Raw genomic sequence first — 17,821 nt, 5'->3', positions numbered from 1 at the left:
CAGTCAGGCGCAAGTGTGACGCATCACAGGGGGGGAGTCAGTACCTGAGAGCGCCGCCCTGACGACCGGCCCAATCAGCCGTGGGTGCCTCGAAAGGTGATCTGTTGTTCGGCGTAGTCCTTCGGTTCCAAGTGGATGGTGCAGCGAACTGGGCCGAAGCGCCTTTCCAATTGCTCCTCAACCCGCTCGGTGATGCCGTGAGCGGTGGGTAGGTCGTCGGTGTCAACCACCATGTGCATATCGATAAACACCCGCTGTCCCAGTACGCCACGGCTGGCGATGTCATGGCAGTTGAGTACTCCAGGAACAGCCATGGCCTGTTCGTGGATGGCTTCCGGCGCAATCGCAATGTGATCAACGAGCCATGGAAGGTTGGTCCGCACAACCTGCGAGCACACCCTGATCAATAGAAGGGCGAGTGGAGCCGCTAGAGCCACATCCAGCCAGTTCAATCGGAACCACCAGGCACCGGTCAGTCCCACGAGGACGATCACTGTGGTCCAAATGTCACTGGTGGTGTGCTTTGCATCGGCGAGTAGCAGCGGACTCTTCAGTCGCTTGCCCTCCCGACGCTCGTAGAGTGCTAGAGCGAGATTGAAGCCCAGAACAAGGCATAGCAGCAGGAGTTCCTGGCCGCTAAGGCGGAGGGGCGGCACGCCTTCCATGACCCGTTCGCCGGCCTTCAGCAGGATCTCGATCGCCGTGAACAGGATGAAGCCTGCAATGGCGAGGGCTCCAATGCCTTCGTATTTGTCGTGGCCGTAGGGATGGTCACGATCTGGTCTCGGATCAGAAAGGCCATTGGTGATCAGGCCCATCAGGCTTGAGAGGGCATCTGTGGCGCTGTGCATCGCATCAGCCACCACGGCCAGGGAGCCACTCAGCACCCCAATGGTGAGCTTCAGGCCGGTCATGCTCAGGTTGAGCAAGAGTGCTGTCACCAGCACTCTTTTCACATCCTTGCGTCGATCGGTTCCGGCGGGGTGGCTCGCCATTGAGTGCTGCACTCACTCCTTCAACTTATGGAGGCCCAGGCCGTGCGTCTGCTGCCGGGGGGCGGATTGCGCTCTGCCTCGCTTCTGCAACGCCCACTGGTCGCCTTGCCGAGGGTGAGCTAGGAAGACGAGACTTCTCACCAGTTCCGCATGCTTCCGGTGCCGTCAATCGGCTCCTTTCTTGAACAGCCGAGGCTCCTGCGTGGCATCGCTGTAGCAGGAGGTGGTTTTCTGGTGGCGCAGTGGGCTCTGGCAGACGTTTTACACGTTCCTGGGGGTGGCCTTGGGCTGTTGGCAGTGGGTGGAGGCATCTGGTGGCTGAGCCGGCCTGCAAAGGCACCTGCCTTTCAGTCCCCTGCTTCGGTGCAGGGATGGTTGAAGCGCTGTGATGCGGTGCTTGACCAATTCGATGCTCTTGAAGAGCTTGCCGGCACGGCTGCAAGCCGTGACCAACGTCAGCGCGCGCTTGACCAGGTCGTGGAGCGTTCCGGCCCTCTGACTGTTGCAGTGGTGGGATCGGAAGGGGTGGCTTTGCCAGAGAGCAAGGCTCTCCAGCAAGCGCTGAGTGGGCGCCATGCCCTCAACCTTTGTGTCGGACACCCTCTCCCCAGTGTCAGTGATAGCTGGGCTTGGCCTCTCACGATTCAGCAACAGGATGCGTTGCTGTTCATCCTTCCTCTGCCGCTTCGTGCCGCAGATCTCTTGCGTCTGCAGGAGGTGCCCTTGCGCCAGCCGGCCTGGCTGGCTGTGAATCGTGCGGAGCTTGAGGGGGATTGGGACGCTGCTCACCAGGCTTTGCTGGCCCAGTTGCCAGACCGTTGGCATCAACGCTTACTGGTTTGGGATGGGTCGCCCGATCAGCTCAGGTCCCTTCTGCTGCCGATTCGACAGCTGCTTCAGCAACCCAGCCTGGGTCTCGATCTGACCCGTCAACGGTTGCTGGAGGCCCTACATCGCGATTGGCAGGCGGAGCTGGAAAGCCTGCGGCGTCAACGCTTCCGTGGGTTGCTTCAACGCAGCCAGTGGCTCGTGGCAGGAGCTGTTGTCGCCTCACCTTTACCCAGCACTGATTTGCTTGCTGTGGCCGTGGGAAATGGCTTGATGCTGAGTGAAATGGGTTCGATCTGGGGTTGCCGTTGGACGCCCGATGTTCTGCAGGTGGCGGCCAAGCATCTTGCGGCTGCTGCCCTTGCACAGGGGGTGGTGGAGTGGAGTGGTCAGGCTTTGCTGGGTCTGGCCAAGTTGGAGGGTGGCAGTTGGATGGCGGCTGGAATGATGCAGGGCCTCAGTGCTGCCTATCTCACCAGGGTTGTGGGTGTCTCCATGGCTGATTGGATGGCTCTCAATGCCGGTGTGGCAAAGCCAGATCTGGAGCTGTTGAAGCAACAAGCTCCCTTACTTGTGGCGAAGGCTTCAGAACAGGAGCGACTGAATTGGCAGGGATTCCTTCAACAGGCCGGCCGCTGGATGCAGGGCCAAACAGCAGCAAAAACAGCATGATTAACATTGCTTCATGAACTCTTCATGAAGCTCTTCATGAAGGAAGTTTGCGCAATGACTCGAAGTTTTTAAATCTGGCAAAAAACAATCGACCCTCCATAGGCTTAGGCCCTGCCCTTATGTCTGTTGAAGACATTTGGGTCAGGTCCCGTCCTCCTTGTTTCGTCATGGCTACTGCCATTCGCAGCGGTCGCTCCAGTACCTGGGCAAACTTTTGTCAGTGGGTCACCTCCACCAATAACCGCATCTATGTGGGTTGGTTCGGTGTGCTGATGATCCCCACCCTGCTGGCGGCCACCATCTGCTTCATCATTGCCTTTATCGCCGCTCCTCCGGTTGATATCGACGGCATCCGTGAGCCCGTTGCCGGCTCATTCATCTATGGCAACAACATCATCTCTGGTGCTGTTATTCCTTCCAGCAATGCCATCGGCTTGCATTTCTATCCCATTTGGGAAGCAGCTTCTCTTGATGAGTGGCTGTACAACGGCGGTCCTTACCAGCTGTGCATCTTCCACTTCCTGATTGGCATTTCTGCCTACATGGGGCGTCAGTGGGAACTCTCCTACCGCCTCGGCATGCGTCCGTGGATCTGCGTTGCCTACAGCGCTCCGCTGTCTGCTGCCTTCGTGGTGTTCCTGATCTACCCCTTTGGTCAGGGTTCCTTCTCTGACGGCATGCCCCTGGGCATCTCTGGCACCTTCAACTTCATGTTGGTGTTCCAGGCTGAGCACAACATCCTGATGCACCCCTTCCACATGCTTGGTGTGGCTGGTGTCTTCGGTGGTTCACTGTTCTCCGCCATGCACGGCTCCCTGGTGACCTCCTCCCTGGTGCGTGAAACCACCGAGAGCGAGTCCCAGAATTACGGCTACAAGTTCGGCCAAGAGGAAGAGACCTACAACATCGTGGCTGCCCACGGTTACTTCGGTCGCCTGATCTTCCAATACGCCTCGTTCAACAACAGCCGCAGCCTGCACTTCTTCTTGGGTGCTTGGCCTGTGGTCGGCATCTGGTTCACCTCCATGGGCATCGGCACCATGGCCTTCAACCTGAACGGTTTCAACTTCAACCAATCCATCCTTGATTCTCAAGGAAAGGTTGTGAACACCTGGGCTGATGTGCTGAACCGTGCCAACCTCGGCATGGAAGTGATGCACGAGCGCAACGCTCACAACTTCCCCCTCGACCTGGCTGCTGCTGAGTCCACTCCTGTGGCTCTGCAAGCACCTGCCATCGGTTGATCGGAACAGCCTTTGGCTGAAGTTTCCAAGAGATTCAGCTTGCGCTGAATCGCAAAGCCCCCGCCGCAAGGTGGGGGCTTTTTCATGGGCATGAGTCTTTCTTCCTTAGTGTTCTGTTGATCGCTCTTTCTGCCATCGTGAGCTTGAACAACACAGCAGTCAGGCTGCTGCTGTTGGTCTCAATCCCATTGGAGACCAAGCCCACTTGAGTTGCGGCATCTGCTCCCTTCACAGAGATTCTGCGCAACTCGAGCTCCTCGAGATCTGGCGCAATGAGAGATGGCTCCTGCGTCATCACCCCCTGCCGGCGCCCATGTCGGGGTGGTGTCTGTTGGATTCTCGTCGCCACCTTGGCGGTCCCGCCGACTTTTGGCCGGAGGAAGCGCGTGAATGGGGGCTGATGGTGCAACGTGCCTCCCTGTTGGTGAAGCAGGTGAGTGGTTGTGACCGGGTTTATCTGATCGCCTTTGGTGAGGGTGCTCGTCACCTTCACCTTCATCTGATTCCCCGCTTCGGCAGCGACCCGCAGACGCAGGCCTGGTGCGTCGCGGATCTTTATCGGGATGTGGAGCGTGGCCAACGGCCTGGGGCTGATCCCGATGTGTTCAGATCCTGGATGTCCCGTGCCAGGGAGTTGGCTGATGCCCTCATGGCTGGAACGCCTAACAGCATTTAGCTCCTCTGAATTGGAGGTGAGGGTATTGCCTGCAAGCTAGGGCTTCAGCATGAGGGCAACGCCAGCCAGGCATGGGGCTGATCCCACTCCCTTGCCTGAATCGCTTGCAGGAGTCTCTTCCTTGCTGAGTGATGGCAAGAGCAAGCGTCTCCGTCGGTGGCGGCGATCACTCCAGCATCGCTGGGTAAAGCCGATCAGCTGGCGGCGGCCTGGCTTAGGGATGTTGATGCTGGATAAGCAGTGATCCCTTCTTTTTGCAGGCCTCTCGCTTTTCAGTAGTAGAAGGCTTGATCCGTTGGGTTTTGATAAACAGCGCCACCGCATCGTGTGGCAATCCTCCACAGCGCTTTGTGGATCGGGGTGGAGTCGTACCGCACCAGCCCAGGAAACCTTTGCCTCAGAAGCTTGGCCCCACGCCAGGCGTTGTAATGCGGAATCGATGAATTGACGTGATGGCATACGTGCGTTGAACCGATTCCGTGGTGCAGCAGGTTGAGGATCGGTCCGTAGGGGCGATCCACCGTCTGCAGTGCTCCCTTCGACCAAGACCAGGTTTCGTTTGAGTAGTGAGGAATGTCGGTATTGGTATGTTGCAGCCAGGTGTAGGTCGTCAGCCACATGTTGATCACCAGGTAAGGCAGGCCATACACACACAGCACGCGGAGCAGGGAAAACTGCACTGAAGCGATGGTCAACAGTGCAACCATGGCGAGCAATCCGAGATTCGATCGCATCATCCACTTGCCAAATGATTCAGGAAAAAGTCGCCGTTTCCCGTTGATCTTGCGCTTGCGATTCCAAAAATGAGATGTGGGGGAGTCGTAGTCCTCTCCTCCAGTCACGCCCAAAAATAGATAGAGCTGCCAGCCAATAACGAGATGATTAAAGAGAGAAATGATCCCGAAGATGGTGGGATTCATATTCCGCTTGAGCCGCTCGGTGGCTTTCCCGATGGGTGATGTTGCCCGTGCCGGGACGTGGCTTTCTCCTTGCTCCAGGTGATTGCAGTGAGCGTGATGCACCGCATGGCTATGGGCCCAGCTGTAGTAGGGCACAAGCAAAATGCTGTGCAGTACAAATCCCACGACTCCTTCAATCCGACGGCTGGGGTGGAAGGCGTGATGTCCGCACTCATGGGCGATCACCCAGCAGCCCATCGCAATGGTGCCAGTGATCATGCCGTAGAGGAGCCAGAGGGGGGCTGCAGCTGCAGAGAGCGGAATGCGTGTTCCAATGCCAACTGCCAGTAGAGAAAGGCCAACGGACATGGCCAGGCTCGCCCATGCCTTTGACGGTCTCAGCTTGGAAAGCTCAGGTGGCAAGGTGCTGAGTAGTTCAGATTTGGTGGGATAGAAGGCTGGTTCAGTGCTGGCTTCCAGTGCCGTCTTTGCTGGTCGGATCGATGTTGCAAATGCCAAGCGGAAGCCTCAAGACAAGCGCAAAATGATCTGCGCTTAAGCTTTCCACCGTAATTGTTTGAGTCGCGGCCTGTCGAGGCCGTGGTGGCGTGGACTCTGGAATTTTTTTGGTTTCACTGCCCAGAATTTAGGCTCATTTAGACACCTTTCTTGAGGTGCTTAGGCTTGGTTCTGGACCGAACTTTTTTGTGATTCGTAATTTGGATGGGAAGAGATTAAGTCTCGCCAGCAAGAAGGCGAGTGTCTTAACTCAAATGCTGTCCTTCTTGAAGTCCATCCTTTGACAGTTTTTGTTGTAATGTGTTGCTCAATGGTTCTTTTGACTCTGTCTGGTGAAATATCTGCGTACCAAATACCGTCTGGCCAGACAACAAGAATGGGCCCTCTCTCGCACGCCCTGAGGCAATCCACTTTGCTGCGTCGAGCAATCCCCTTAGGGCGTTCCGTGTTTTTGAGATCCAGCTCAAGAACAACGCTTTTAGTTCATCCCAGGCGATGGAGTTGAGATAGAGGTAGCCATGTTTGTAACTGGGAGAGGACGAACACCAGAAGCAGCATGAGTTCCCTGAACAGCCTTCAAGCCTTGGCTGGCTCTAGCGGATATAAAGCCCTGACCTCCCTTGGAGTTGGGCAAGCTTCGACACTTGCTTTCAGACTTATGTCGTGCACTGTCGGCTTCGTCCGGAAAGCTAGATATGACAATGGGAGAGGGGTTTAGCGTCGCTGATCGCATTCCCCTCAGAAGACTCCCAGGCACGACGCTCGGCCCCCTCAGGCCGACTAGGTAATTATGCTGTGCCTTGCTGAGGGCGTACGTCTTCAAAAGCACCGTTTTGGTGAAAGCTGGCCTTGCAGAGAGAAGGTCAGTGACGACTCGGCCCAGTTAGTCATGCTGATCAACATCGGACGACTGGATCACGTCTGAGGTGCGTTGGCGTTGGCGCCGCGAGGCGGGGAGGTGTATGAAGGCTCGGCTTCCGCCTGCCTGAACGCGAACCAGCTAAGAAAAAGGGCCCCAGGCTCCAAACACCTAAGGCCTTAGTGACCCCGTCCCTGAGGCCCTGCGTGTAGAAATGTAACGGTTCCGTTCTGCTTCTGTGAGCGGCGGCTCTGGGCTTCAGGGCGCGATGGTGGGAAGCGACCCTTTCAGGGCCTTTTCGCTCGCACCCAATGAATCGCTTCGGATCAAGCAAAGCGTCTCCATCTCGTCGGTCATCAATCGATAGGAGAATTGATTTTGTTTTGACAGGTACTTTGCTAACGAGACGGCTTCATGGATTTCCAGGTCAAAGGCGAGGTTGGCCCAGCCACTGGGAGTTAGCTTTTGAAGTCGGATCATGATTCTCTACAGTAGATAGGCATAGGTTTGAGGTATCGCGCCGCTATGCATGAAAGACATTGATTCATTTCGGGATCATGCTGATATGGCGCCCTTTTGCCCTGTTGATGTGAATAGATGTAAAACATGGGTATCAGTCGTGACAATTTGGTGATGTGCCGACTGCTTTCGCGCTTCTTCTGGATCTTGCTTCAAATGATCAAAATGGTTGCCTCGGCTTGATGCGCATCAGTCCACTTTCAAAGGTGTTCATCAGAAACCTTGGCTGTTTTTGCGATGAGATCTGCCTGCAATCATGGTTGGGATGATCGCAGGCAGGCCTGATTGGAGAGGGCCTTGGTTGCGTCGTTTCAGGCGGTTGGCTTCAGCGGTGGCCAATCTTTTGGCGCCTCAGGCGACCAACTCAATAGAGTTGTTCTTCGGCGTTAGCGCTCACTTTGCAGTCGCTGGTTGGATAGGCGACACAGAGCAGCGCAAATCCCGCTTCGATCTGGTCGTCGTCAAGGAAGCTCTGATCACTTTGATCGACAGAACCACTCATCACCTTGCCGGCGCAAGTCGAACAGGCACCTGCCCGGCATGAATATGGGAGGTCCAGTCCTTTCTCTTCTGCTGCGTCGAGGATGTATTGGTCATCAGGACAGTCGAAGACTGTTTCTTGGCCTTCGCTGAGAATGGTCACCTTGTAGCTGGCCATGTTGCTGTGGAGAAGTCTCTAGGTTTTAACTCGTCAAAATCGAGGGGAAGGGATCGATGCTCATTTCGACACGTGAACGAAGCGATGTGAATTAAGGCACAGTCTCTTTGAGCTCTAAGCAATGGCTAAATCGTGTCCTTAATGCTCAGGCCAAGTGTTCTGTGTCTAGTGGGTCTGTGCGTCAGCAGTGAGAACAGAGGGAAATCTTCCTGGGAGAGTCCCTAGGTCTGGCGTCTTGAGGGCCTGGTCACCACGGTGAACGCATCCGAGTGAGGTCCGACGCCCTTGCAGGAGAACAACAGCAGCACATCGCAGCCGCAGCAATGCACGTCATCACTTGGCTGGGTGGATTTCATATCGAAAGGTTGCCGCTTGTGCTGTTGCCACCGGCTTCAGGCAGGCTGTCAGCGTTCATCAGACTGTGAGTAATGCCTCTGCTGTTTGCCTCTCAGACGTCTCCTGGCGGCCCAACTGTGATCCTGCCCGCCCTGCTGATTGCCGGCATTCTGGTGGCCTTGTCGCAGGCCTTCGTGCCTAAAGATGATCAGTAAGGTCCGAAGCGTGTAACGCATTCGGCTCCACACCATGCTCCCAGGCGTGCTGCCTTAGCTGGCGTCCAGCCAGCTGCCAGACCGGCAGTTACGCCTGCGGCAAAACTATCTCCACATCCATACGACTCAATAGGGTCGTTGGGGGGAGTGCAAGATTCATAGCGACCGCCTGGCTTGAGCTCACCCCCTTGGTCTCCTTCGGTTGCGATCGTGAGCTGAGGAGCAGGCTTTAAAGCATTTTCAGGCAGTTGTTCGCTCGGATCGAGCGCGCTGCCGATCAGGGCATCAATCCCGACCCCTGCTTCTTGCAGCACGCGTATCGATAGGCGCGGCGTGGCGGTGAGCAGGGAACAGCGGCGTGCGAGCTGCAGGCCGGCAGCATCGGTAGCTGAGACAAACACGCCATCGCATCTTGAGAGAAGCTCCCAGGGCAAGTCATCCGCTGCAAGCGGGCTATGGCGCTCACCAATCACGGTGATTGCTCGATCACCCCCCCTCTCGACAAGGCTGATGCCGCGGCGGCTTGGTGCATCCCGCCAGGCAACGAGGGGGTCGACGCTCAGCTCGCGCAGACGTTCGATGCTGCGTTCGCCGATTGCATCCCGACCGAGTGCTGTAAAAAAGGGCACCCGTCGACCCGTGAGCCGCGCCAATTGGACGGCCACGACTGCTCCGGCTCCCGCCGGTTCCTCCAGAGATCGATGGGCACGGCCCACGCGTCCTGGTCGGGGCAAGGCGTCGACTTGCAGAAAGGTCACCCACTCCTGATGGCCGACGACGGCCAGATTGAGAGGCGGCAAGTTCTGCGCATGATCAGCGAGGTTTGCCGCCATCAGGGAATCGGCAGCATCGATTTGGCTGCATTCCGTAGCTGCACATTGATCTTCCCGTTCACTTGGTTGACGTCAATGCCACCACCCACATCCACTTGAACCGGTTGATCCTGACTCGTCCCCACGAGGACGGGGCCTGCGTCATCACCCTGCACGCTGACCGGATCTTTGACCGCATCCACCGTGACGTTGCCGGAAATGTCGACCTCCCCGTTGACATCAACCTCCCCGTTGACATCGACCTCCCCTTTCACCGGCAAGGTGTCGGAGGCTTGGATTTGCAGAGGCTCCGACCCTTGAATGCTGACCGGTTGGCGCAGGGAGTCGATCTTGAGATCCCCGACCAAGCGCACCGGGAAAGGTTTGTCTTGTGGCAGAGCAATGGGAATGGGCTCTCGCAAAATTTGAATGGCCGCCACAGCCACAGCCCAGCTGCTCAGGACCAGGGCCAGGGGCCATCGGCAGGCCATGGCCAACGTGAACCAAGAAGCGGACGGCGCAGTTGACGTCCCCTTGACCTCGGACATGCTTGGGCTCCGCGGCAAACAATGGTGATGGACCGGTTTTAGAGGCTCATCGCCGTCTCTACAGCGTTTATGCGCTGATCGTTGCAGCTTTGCCGAGATTTCAAATCAACGCTTAGAGCTCGTATTCCTCTTCGAAGCTCGCCAGCAATCCGTTGTAAAGCGCCAAGGTGCCTTCGCTTTCCTCGGTAAAGCCCTCGAGTTTGTAGAGCTCTTCCAGGTGTTTGGCAGCGAGGTGCACCTGGGCAAATGCTTCGGCGTATTCGTTTTGGATGTCTTCTTCGGTGATGTCGCGGATCATCGCCGAGATGAACTCCACCTTCTTTTGCGCAGCGGCGATCTGCGCTTCCATCTCCTTATTCAGTTTGCGCCTCTTTCGGGCCATCCCTGGGTTGTCGCGAAGGGTCAGGCTACGCCCGACCCGCCCGACAACAGGGTGCTAGAGGACTGGTCAGAAGCAGAAAGGAAGCATCTTTGTGCTGCAGGCTGCATAGCCATCCACCAGAGCTCCAAGGCCGATCTGATGGAGTATCCCCTGGCCGGTAAGCCCTTCCACGATTACTCCGATCACGAAGCCGAGCATGGCGGCACGGCCATTGAAAAGCTCAACCTTGCGCAGTTGCTCGGTATGAATGGATCGGGCTGCACTGTCTTGGAACCATTTCTCTGACGCTTGCTGGTTGGCCATGCTGAGGTGTCGAATTATTTACAAATGTAACAGATCTTTGCGGGAGCAGCTCCTTCCCCTAGGCCTTTTTGTACGTGACTGGTCTTCTTCTGTTTGGGTAAAGCTCTCGGCAGAGTGGGCAGGTGGTGCCGTTGCATCCACGGGCTGTGCAGTGTTCTCGTCCGTAGAAAATGATTTGGAGGTGCAGGCGGTTCCAGGCCTCTTCGGGAAACAGTCTCTTTAGGTCTTGCTCGGTGCGCTGAACGCTGTCGCCCGAGCTGAGTCCCCAGCGTTGGGCCAGGCGGTGAATGTGGGTGTCGACAGGGAAGGCGGGAACTCCGAAAGCCTGAGCCATCACCACGCTGGCTGTTTTGTGGCCAACCCCGGGCAGCGCTTCGAGTTCCTCAAAGCTTGCGGGCACTTCGCTGTTGTGGGCGACCACAAGGATCTGGGCCAGCTTTTTGACATTGCGTGCTTTTGTTCTGGCCAGGCCCAGTTGACGGATGTGCTGATGGATCGTGTCCTCCTCGAGGGCGGCCATCGCCTTCGGGGTGGGTCCCGCAGCGAAGAGCGCGGGTGTGACCTCATTCACTTTTTTATCGGTGCACTGGGCGCTGAGTAGAACGGCGATCAGCAGCGTGAAGGGGTCGCTGTGGTCAAGCGGGATGGGTGGTTCGGGGTAGGCCTCGTTCAGTCGTTGGAGTACATGGTTGGCCCGTTCTCGTTGTCTCAAGGGTTGCGCGCCTTGGTAGGGGGCGGACCCTAGGGCCGCAGGCCGCTTGCGGGAGATTATGTAGCAATCGCTACTGTTTTTAACTTCCATTAAGGCTTGTCGCTCTGTTTTGCGTGCTGCTGTTGCGGCGATCCAGAGTGCTGTTGCCGAGGAAGACGTATGACCAACGCAGGTAATCCCCGTCGAGGAACGAGCCTGAAGTGGGAGTCCAATGGCGAGCTCGCAGGCTCTGATCTTCGCCACATCCTTCAGCGGCTCCAGGATGCTGACCCCAAGGCTCAGGGCCTCAACAGCTGCGAGTTTGGCTGTGAGCTTTCAAGCCGCAGTTCCCAGCAGCCGCCTGCCTGAGGCGTTCGACAGAGTGTTCTCTCGGATCGGTATATGGCCTCTCAACGCACATCCAGTCAGCGGGACGATTCCAGCGCCGCCTTCGCTCGGATCCTGAAGCGTGAGGAGGAGGCCCTTGAGCAGTCCAAGGCGAAGCCCTCCTCGTCTCCTCCAGCGGACTGCGACTCTGCTCCTGCGGCAGATGATCCGATCGACCCGATCAGTGACCTTTACCGGCAGCACAGCCATCAGCAATCGATGGAAGGGGGCTGAGCAGCATCCTCACAGCAGTGTCGTCAACGCAGTGTCGTCACAGCAGCCTCGAGAACCGTTGCCTCTAATCTCACCATCCCTGCAGTAATGACGATGAATCCCGTTGTGAGAGGCGTGATCTACGTCTCGGTGTGGGTGGTTCTCTGGGGAACCGTCGCCTCTTTGATCGATTGGCTCCTGCTCGCTGGCGAGGTGTACAGCACTGGTTCCTTTGCTCAGGCCACCACCTTCATCGTGTATGGCGCAGCAAGTGTTGTGATGGCTGTTCGGTTTTCAGGGCGTTTCCTTTCCCAGGAGGAACCGTGATCCCGGTTGCGCTGTTGCTGTTGGCTCAGGTTCAGAGCTCTTCACCGCCTGTTTACCTGTTGCGTTGCGCGATCGATCCTGAGCGGGTCACCTCCAATGGCAAGCCGGTGGCTCCAACGTCCATTAATGCGGAGAAGGCTGTGTTCACGCTCACCATGGCTGAGGGCGCTGTCCCCATTGCCATCACGCCTCGGAATTTGGCTGAGGAGCGCAGCGATTTACGTCATCTAACCGATGGAATCCCTCGCTTGGAGGGGGGGCAGGTGCTGATGGATTTTGCCTATGAGCATCCCTTGATGGTGTTGCCTCCTAGCGAACCAGGAGCACCTGTTCAAAGCATGGGACGTCTGCGCACGGAAGGACTGCTGCGTTTGAACCCCCGGCGTCTTGCGTTTTCCTTTGAGCAGACCATGGCAGTTCAAATGGATTTCAAGATCCCAGAGACCTCAAGGCAGGATCTCAAGATCGAAGCGAAAGGAACCTGCGTGGAACGTGCCATACCTGCTCAGAGTTAATTCTTCGGACGGGCCGTGATCACAGCGGCCAACACGCCTCCTGTGAACCCTCCGGCATGGCCGATCCAGCTCACGCCAGGGGGAGAGGCCCAGGGCAGCAGTCCGATCAGAGCTGAGCCATAGAGGCTCAGGGCCAGCACGCTCAGCCCCAGTGTGATCAACCGCCTCTCAAGCAATCCCAGCAGCAGCAGGAAGCCCAGCAGTCCATATACCATGCCTGAGAGGCCATGGCTTCCCGCTGGCCACAGCAGCCAGATCGGGATCTCCACGGCGATCACGCCAATCCAAACAGCCAGATATGAGCGCATCCCCTGGCTGATCACCAGATAGCTGAGGGGGAGAAAGACCACCGTGTTGGTGAGGAGATGGCCGAAGCCGCTGTGGCTGAAAGGGGCTGTGAATACAGACCACCAGGGGGTCCCAGGACCGAGTGGAAGGTTCCATTGGCCCCCAAATAAAATGGTGTCCAGCAGTTCTTGGAGCCAAGCGATCCCCACAAGTACAAGGGGAAGCGCCAGGGACCAGGACATGGCTGGCTGCGGCCTGGGGTCGGGGCTGGTCAGGGGTTCAGTGCGACTTCCTGCCAACCATCTTCGCTGCCCCAGCATCGGCGACGGTGAGGGGAATGCCTCAGCTCGAGAAGTTCCACATGGGTGATCTCCAGGCGCAGCAGCGCAAAACTGTCGGGCATCGTTGTGCCATCTGGAATCGCAGTGGGCCAGTCGCCAGCACTGTCCAGCTCCTGGCCGGGCGGTGGCCAGCCCCACAACGCGCGTGCCTCGGGTTGCAGCCTTAGCCAGTGGTGGGTTTGCCTTTGCATCCGTTCACCCTGATCCAGGTTGTGGCGATGTCCGCGCAGGCGGAATTGGCTTTGGGCTTTGGGCAGCAGCCAGCAGAGTTCTACGCGAGGATCGCGCTGCAGTTGCTGTTGCTTGGCGCTCCGCCCATCCGTGAGCAGTTCAAGGCTGTTGTGATTCCACCATCCTCGGAACACCAGGGTTCGAACCCTTGGACTCCCATCCGGGCCAATCGACGCCAGTTGCAGCCATCGCCCCATCGGTGAATGGCCTTCCTTCAGGCGGGCTTGCTTTAACAACAGTCGCCAGGGAGGGAGTCCCTGATCCGCTGGGCTCACTGGACCCGGAAGGTCACACCCATCACTGCGGTGATGTCTTTCCAGATGGTGCTGGTGTCGTAGGAGCCGTAACTGCTCATGCTTGTGGAGTTGGGCACCGTGATCTGGAAGGTTCCTGTGTCGGCCTTGGTGATGGCGCCGATCCCCGAGCCTGCCTGCTGGGCAATGGCTTCTGCTCTGCGTTTGGCGTCCGCTGTGGCTTTGGCCAGCATGTCGACCCGTTTCTCCGAGAGGCGGGTGAACGTGTATGCCGGCTGCCGGATGCTGATGGGAACACCTTGGCCCACCAGGTCGCCGATCTGGCGCGAGACACCACTGATCAGACCAACATCGCTGCTGCCGATCAGGATCGGCTGCCGGGTAGTCCATCGGGTGGTGATCAGGGCGCCGGTGACGCGGTTGCGTACGTCTTCACTGCTCGACTGAATCACTCCTAGTTGGATGGAACTTTCCGGTACGTTCTGCTCCTTGAGGAAGGCCACGGCTCGCTCCACCTGGGGTTCGAGGGCCTGATAGGCCTCTTGTTGGCTGGAGCCGTTGCCCCTTACTTCCACCCTCCAGTCCACGTAGTCACTCTTGATGCGCTCGGTGCTGGCCCCGGTCACCGTGATCGTGTCAGCGGATGTGCGGATCCCACGCACGGCGACGGATCCCGCAATCACTAATCCGGCGCTGAGAACAAGCATCGGCAACACCAGGGGAGGTGTTCGGCGCAGCATGGCAACGATCCGTTGGCCTGCAGGTGCTGATGCCGGCATGGAGCTTGCCTCGATCATGGTGCCTGCAGCCTATAAGTGAAACAGGATCACGTCTTTGGTGATGGGGGCTGACCTATGACGAGGTGCGACTGCGATTTGGCTTTGACCGGAGAAAGGCTTGCATGCAGCTCTTTGCTCGCCTCCCATCCCCTGCCAGCGTCATGGCAGGGGTGTGAAAGGCTGGCGCTTGACTTCTGCTCTGACTGGATCGAGGGTCCGGGTTTTGTCACGGCTTATGGGGCCATGCGAAGCGCCGTGGATTTGGCCTTTTGCTTACGTGCTCAAACATCCCTGCGTTGCGATGGAGGTCGGCGATGACGAGAGAACGCACCGAGGTGATTGTGATCGGCAGCGGCATCGGTGGGCTTTGCTGTGCGGCCCTATTGGCCCGGGCCGGCCATGAGGTGCTGGTGCTGGAAGATCATGCAACTCCCGGTGGTGCAGCCCATGGTTTCAATCGCGGCGGCTATCACTTCGAATCGGGCCCATCGCTATGGAGTGGTCTCAGTTGCTGGCCCAGCACCAATCCCCTCACCCAAATTCTTCGGGCCCTCGATCAACCTCTTGAGCTGATCACCTATCGGGATTGGGACGTGCTCTGTCCGGAAGGAGATTTGCGCATCGGTGTCGGCAGCAGCGGCTTCGAGCAGGTGGTGAAGAGTCTGCGTGGTGCATCGGTGCAGGCGGAGTGGCGAAGCTTTGCCAAGGCTTTGCAACCGGTGGCTGCGGCCGCCGAGGCCCTGCCCTTGCTGGCCCTTCCGCCCGGGGCTGATGCCATGGGAGCGTTGTTGCGGCGTGGTGGGCGCCTGCTTCCCCATCTACCGGCTCTGCGTCATCTGAACGGGGCGTTTGGTCCGCTGGTGGATCGCCATCTCCAGGATCCGTTCCTGCGCCATTGGGTCGATCTTCTCTGCTTCTTGATCAGTGGCATGCCGATGGGGCAAACAAATGCCGCAGCCATGGCCAGCTTGTTCGCTCAGTGGTTTGAGCCGGAGGCCTGTCTGGATTACCCCAAGGGCGGTAGTGCCGCTGTCGTTCATGCACTGGTGCAGGGTCTGGTGCGGCACGGCGGTACGTTGCGCTGCCACACCAGAGTGCGGCAGCTTTGTCTGGACGGCGACCGCGTCTGCGGCGTTCAACTGAGCAATGGCGATTGCATTGGTGCCGATGCTGTTGTGAGCAATGTCGACGCCTGGGGAACGGTGCAAATGTTGCCGGATGGGGCAGCCCGGCGCTGGCGCAAGCAGCTTGAGATGACACCGGCTTGCGGTTCCTTCCTCCACCTTCATCTCGGCTTTGACGCCAGCGGCCTTGACCCCCTTCCACTGCATCAGGTGTGGGTGGGCGATTGGAATCGACCGATTGATGCCGAGCAGAACACGGCCGTGTTCTCGATCCCCTCCGTGCTCGATCCGGCGATGGCACCTGACGGCCACCATGTCTTGCACGCCTACACCCCGGCCAGTGAGCCATGGCATCGCTGGGCCGAGCTGGAACGTGGGTCCGCTGCTTACAGAGCGCTTAAGCAGGAGCGTTGTCAGCTGTTTTGGTCAGTGCTGGAGCCGCGGATCCCCGATTTGCGGGATCGCTGTCATGTGGTGATGGAGGGCACACCGCTGACCCATCGTCATTATCTCAACGTGCATCACGGGAGCTACGGACCTGCACTGTCTGCGGCGAAAGGGTTGTTCCCAGGCGTCAGCACTCCCCTGAAGCAATTGTGGCGTTGCGGTGCCAGTACGTTCCCGGGGATCGGCATCCCGCCTGTGGCAGCCAGTGGTGCGATGGCGGCCCATGCGATCGCTGGGCCGCGTGTCCAGCAGCAATTGCTAGACACGCTCGGGCTTTAATCCGACGGCTCAATCGCCTGAACGGGATCTGGAACCGCCCAGGAGGGTCAAGGCGCCGAGGCTGCCCAGCAAGACCCCGACCCCGGCTGAGATGGCTACGGAGAGAAGGGGCTTTTCCTTCACCGGCTGTTGCAGCTTCGGCCGCAGGGTTTCATCCAGTTCGTGCAGCTTGAGATCAAGCTTTTTCTGGAGCGGATTGATCGCATCGGCAACCTGGCGGCCCTGCTCACTCAGGATTTGACGCATCCGCGCCACGTTGAGGTGGCCCGTTTCCGCAGCCACTTCGTTGCCGTGAGGGTCTGGCTTGGATGGCGCGGCTACCCCTGTGTGTCTTGGCTCCTCCATGGTGTCGTCGTAGAGAGGCTTGTCGATGGGAGCCATGGCCTTGTCTCCTGGAACTTCATCCCGGGCTAGCCATGGTCACTTCGTCTGCCAACGACTCTCATCGCTGACATGGGCGTTTGGTCTTCACGGCTACGGCTTGCTGGCCGTCACGGATAAGAAGGGATCCCCTTGCCCTCCCAGAAGTCCCATCATCCCGGTCGCCTTTGTCTCCTCGGCGATTCGGATCGGGTCGCTCCAGCCCTGTGCTGTCAGCACGTCGCAAACGTAATCAAGATGTCCACGGTCATCAGCCTCTGTCCAAATCTGAGGGGCTTTGGTGAAGAACATTCGGTTGGAGAATGACACGATTACCTGACCACCAGGCCGCGTGATGCGAAGCAGCTCGGCGGCCACTGCCTCCGGGTATTGCAGGTACTGCCATCCCGCCACGATCAGGCTGGTGTCGATGAAGTTGTCCGGTAGTGGCAGGGTCTGTTCGAGGTTGAGATTCTGCATCCAGTGACTGTCAAGTCGAGGATTGGCAGCCAGCTCCTGACCGTTGAGGCCGTGGCCAATGACCCGCTCGTAACGGATGTCGTCGGGGAGGTGGGAGACCCATGACGACATCAGATCCAGCAGGGTGGCTGAGGGGTGAAGTCGCTCTCGGTAGAGCTGGGTCAGGCGCTGCCGGAAGCCGGCATCGAGGTGATGAACAAAGCGGGGATCGCGATAAAAGACCGCGTCGTCATCGCTGTCCAGCTTGATGCGTTGGGCCTGGGTCAGAACCTGGGTGACCAAAGACAGTCCTCGCCGATCTGCGCATCATTGCGAAGCTTTGGCCTTGCTGTGGCTGCTCGGATCCGCGTCGGTTTCAATCCTCTCGGGCGTGGATGTTTCCACTGTTTCTTCGGTGGGGATCTGTTGCCAGCCGCTGCTCCACTGCTCTCGGTTGCAGAGATCTCGCCAGGCAATTCGCCTGCGGGTGCCGGCGTCGAGAACAGCCTCGAGTTCCACCCACCGTTCTTTTCCACGCCCTCCCTGCATCACGAGGCGGAAATGGCGATAGCCCCCCACAGCCTCCTGGCTGGTCCACGCTTGTGCAGGTTTCCAACCCATGGCAACGCTGGCGTCGGCTGGTATCGGCCGTTAGCGTCGC

Annotated in this window: 22 protein-coding genes; 7 read left to right on the top strand and 15 right to left on the bottom strand. The window is 58.3% G+C overall.

Going from position 1 to position 17,821, the window contains the following annotated elements; genetic code table 11:
* Nucleotides 1–74: 74 nt before the first annotated feature.
* Complete coding sequence (locus tag DXY10_RS05280) at nucleotides 75–995, bottom strand: cation diffusion facilitator family transporter (protein WP_115016880.1); 921 nt, start codon at nucleotides 993–995, stop codon at nucleotides 75–77.
* Nucleotides 996–1,145: 150 nt separating this feature from the next.
* Between DXY10_RS05280 and DXY10_RS05275 the strand changes: the two genes are divergently transcribed.
* The 3 genes from DXY10_RS05275 to DXY10_RS05265 all read left to right on the top strand — a co-directional run bounded on the left by DXY10_RS05275 (nucleotide 1,146) and on the right by DXY10_RS05265 (nucleotide 4,415).
* Entirely contained in the window at nucleotides 1,146–2,495 is a 1,350-nt protein-coding gene (locus tag DXY10_RS05275) for a YcjF family protein (protein ID WP_115016878.1), read from the top strand.
* Nucleotides 2,496–2,662: 167 nt separating this feature from the next.
* Nucleotides 2,663–3,739, top strand: a complete 1,077-nt coding sequence (gene psbA / locus DXY10_RS05270) for a photosystem II q(b) protein (RefSeq protein ID WP_115016876.1) — start codon at nucleotides 2,663–2,665, stop codon at nucleotides 3,737–3,739.
* Between the two features lie 331 nt (nucleotides 3,740–4,070).
* Nucleotides 4,071–4,415 carry an HIT family protein gene (locus DXY10_RS05265; protein ID WP_371411121.1) on the top strand — a complete coding sequence of 115 codons (345 nt, stop codon included), beginning with the start codon at nucleotides 4,071–4,073 and terminating at the stop codon, nucleotides 4,413–4,415.
* Between the two features lie 272 nt (nucleotides 4,416–4,687).
* On the opposite strand, the gene DXY10_RS05260 is transcribed toward DXY10_RS05265, so the two are convergent.
* The 8 genes from DXY10_RS05260 to nth form a co-directional block, all read right to left on the bottom strand.
* A complete protein-coding gene (locus DXY10_RS05260) occupies nucleotides 4,688–5,683 on the bottom strand; it encodes a fatty acid desaturase (RefSeq protein WP_244281946.1) in 996 nt (331 codons plus the stop codon).
* A 1,267-nt stretch (nucleotides 5,684–6,950) separates the two neighbouring features.
* The gene (locus tag DXY10_RS05250; RefSeq protein ID WP_115016870.1) at nucleotides 6,951–7,172 is read right to left on the bottom strand and encodes a hypothetical protein; all 222 of its coding nucleotides are present in this window, start codon (nucleotides 7,170–7,172) and stop codon (nucleotides 6,951–6,953) included.
* Nucleotides 7,173–7,575: 403 nt separating this feature from the next.
* Nucleotides 7,576–7,869: a ferredoxin gene (locus DXY10_RS05245; RefSeq protein WP_115016868.1), complete on the bottom strand. Its 294-nt coding sequence runs from the start codon at nucleotides 7,867–7,869 to the stop codon at nucleotides 7,576–7,578.
* 544 nt (nucleotides 7,870–8,413) lie between these two features.
* Nucleotides 8,414–9,253 (bottom strand): PfkB family carbohydrate kinase, encoded by an 840-nt coding sequence (locus DXY10_RS05240; RefSeq protein WP_115016866.1) that lies wholly within the window; start codon nucleotides 9,251–9,253, stop codon nucleotides 8,414–8,416.
* Nucleotides 9,253–9,780, bottom strand: coding sequence for a FapA family protein (locus DXY10_RS05235; protein WP_244281945.1), 528 nt, complete (start codon nucleotides 9,778–9,780; stop codon nucleotides 9,253–9,255). Before DXY10_RS05235 ends, DXY10_RS05240 begins: the two co-directional genes overlap by 1 nt.
* 112 nt (nucleotides 9,781–9,892) lie before the next feature.
* Nucleotides 9,893–10,162, bottom strand: coding sequence for a hypothetical protein (locus DXY10_RS05230; RefSeq protein WP_115016863.1), 270 nt, complete (start codon nucleotides 10,160–10,162; stop codon nucleotides 9,893–9,895).
* Between the two features lie 66 nt (nucleotides 10,163–10,228).
* On the bottom strand, nucleotides 10,229–10,465 hold the full coding sequence (locus DXY10_RS05225) for a chlorophyll a/b-binding protein (protein ID WP_115016861.1): 237 nt from the start codon (nucleotides 10,463–10,465) through the stop codon (nucleotides 10,229–10,231).
* Nucleotides 10,466–10,523: 58 nt separating this feature from the next.
* Complete coding sequence (nth, locus tag DXY10_RS05220; RefSeq protein ID WP_115016859.1) at nucleotides 10,524–11,177, bottom strand: endonuclease III; 654 nt, start codon at nucleotides 11,175–11,177, stop codon at nucleotides 10,524–10,526.
* Between the two features lie 381 nt (nucleotides 11,178–11,558).
* On the opposite strand from nth, the gene DXY10_RS05210 reads away from it, so the two are divergent.
* The 3 genes from DXY10_RS05210 (at nucleotide 11,559) to DXY10_RS05200 (ending at nucleotide 12,598) form a co-directional block, all read left to right on the top strand.
* Nucleotides 11,559–11,777 (top strand): hypothetical protein, encoded by a 219-nt coding sequence (locus tag DXY10_RS05210; protein ID WP_115016855.1) that lies wholly within the window; start codon nucleotides 11,559–11,561, stop codon nucleotides 11,775–11,777.
* Between the two features lie 93 nt (nucleotides 11,778–11,870).
* The gene (locus DXY10_RS05205) at nucleotides 11,871–12,083 is read left to right on the top strand and encodes a hypothetical protein (protein WP_115017367.1); all 213 of its coding nucleotides are present in this window, start codon (nucleotides 11,871–11,873) and stop codon (nucleotides 12,081–12,083) included.
* The gene (locus tag DXY10_RS05200; RefSeq protein WP_115016854.1) at nucleotides 12,080–12,598 is read left to right on the top strand and encodes a hypothetical protein; all 519 of its coding nucleotides are present in this window, start codon (nucleotides 12,080–12,082) and stop codon (nucleotides 12,596–12,598) included. The genes DXY10_RS05205 and DXY10_RS05200 overlap by 4 nt, the downstream gene beginning before the upstream one ends.
* Here DXY10_RS05200 and DXY10_RS05195 read toward each other — a convergent pair.
* From DXY10_RS05195 to DXY10_RS05185, 3 genes are read right to left on the bottom strand one after another with little or no spacing between them, the layout of a single operon-like run.
* Complete coding sequence (locus tag DXY10_RS05195) at nucleotides 12,595–13,128, bottom strand: rhomboid family intramembrane serine protease (RefSeq protein ID WP_115016851.1); 534 nt, start codon at nucleotides 13,126–13,128, stop codon at nucleotides 12,595–12,597. The two genes, DXY10_RS05200 and DXY10_RS05195, sit on opposite strands and share 4 nt — an antisense overlap.
* A 29-nt stretch (nucleotides 13,129–13,157) precedes the next feature.
* Nucleotides 13,158–13,733: a pyridoxamine 5'-phosphate oxidase family protein gene (locus tag DXY10_RS05190; protein WP_115016850.1), complete on the bottom strand. Its 576-nt coding sequence runs from the start codon at nucleotides 13,731–13,733 to the stop codon at nucleotides 13,158–13,160.
* Complete coding sequence (locus DXY10_RS05185) at nucleotides 13,730–14,491, bottom strand: SIMPL domain-containing protein (protein WP_115017364.1); 762 nt, start codon at nucleotides 14,489–14,491, stop codon at nucleotides 13,730–13,732. Before DXY10_RS05185 ends, DXY10_RS05190 begins: the two co-directional genes overlap by 4 nt.
* Nucleotides 14,492–14,805: 314 nt before the next feature.
* Here DXY10_RS05185 and DXY10_RS05180 point away from each other — a divergent pair, with 314 nt between their 5' ends.
* A complete protein-coding gene (locus DXY10_RS05180) occupies nucleotides 14,806–16,341 on the top strand; it encodes an NAD(P)/FAD-dependent oxidoreductase (protein WP_115016848.1) in 1,536 nt (511 codons plus the stop codon).
* Between the two features lie 9 nt (nucleotides 16,342–16,350).
* Here DXY10_RS05180 and DXY10_RS05175 read toward each other — a convergent pair whose 3' ends face one another.
* From DXY10_RS05175 to DXY10_RS05165, 3 genes are all read right to left on the bottom strand, one after another.
* On the bottom strand, nucleotides 16,351–16,722 hold the full coding sequence (locus DXY10_RS05175) for a hypothetical protein (protein ID WP_115016847.1): 372 nt from the start codon (nucleotides 16,720–16,722) through the stop codon (nucleotides 16,351–16,353).
* Nucleotides 16,723–16,815: 93 nt separating this feature from the next.
* A complete protein-coding gene (locus tag DXY10_RS05170) occupies nucleotides 16,816–17,463 on the bottom strand; it encodes a class I SAM-dependent methyltransferase (protein ID WP_115016845.1) in 648 nt (215 codons plus the stop codon).
* 24 nt (nucleotides 17,464–17,487) lie between these two features.
* The gene (locus DXY10_RS05165) at nucleotides 17,488–17,781 is read right to left on the bottom strand and encodes a TIGR02450 family Trp-rich protein (RefSeq protein ID WP_115016842.1); all 294 of its coding nucleotides are present in this window, start codon (nucleotides 17,779–17,781) and stop codon (nucleotides 17,488–17,490) included.
* Between the last annotated feature and the right edge of the window lie 40 nt (nucleotides 17,782–17,821).

Origin of the sequence: Synechococcus sp. UW140 (genome assembly GCF_900474295.1) — a bacterium.
Classification (GTDB): domain Bacteria; phylum Cyanobacteriota; class Cyanobacteriia; order PCC-6307; family Cyanobiaceae; genus Synechococcus_C.
This window is presented reverse-complemented; position numbering and strand designations above follow the sequence as displayed.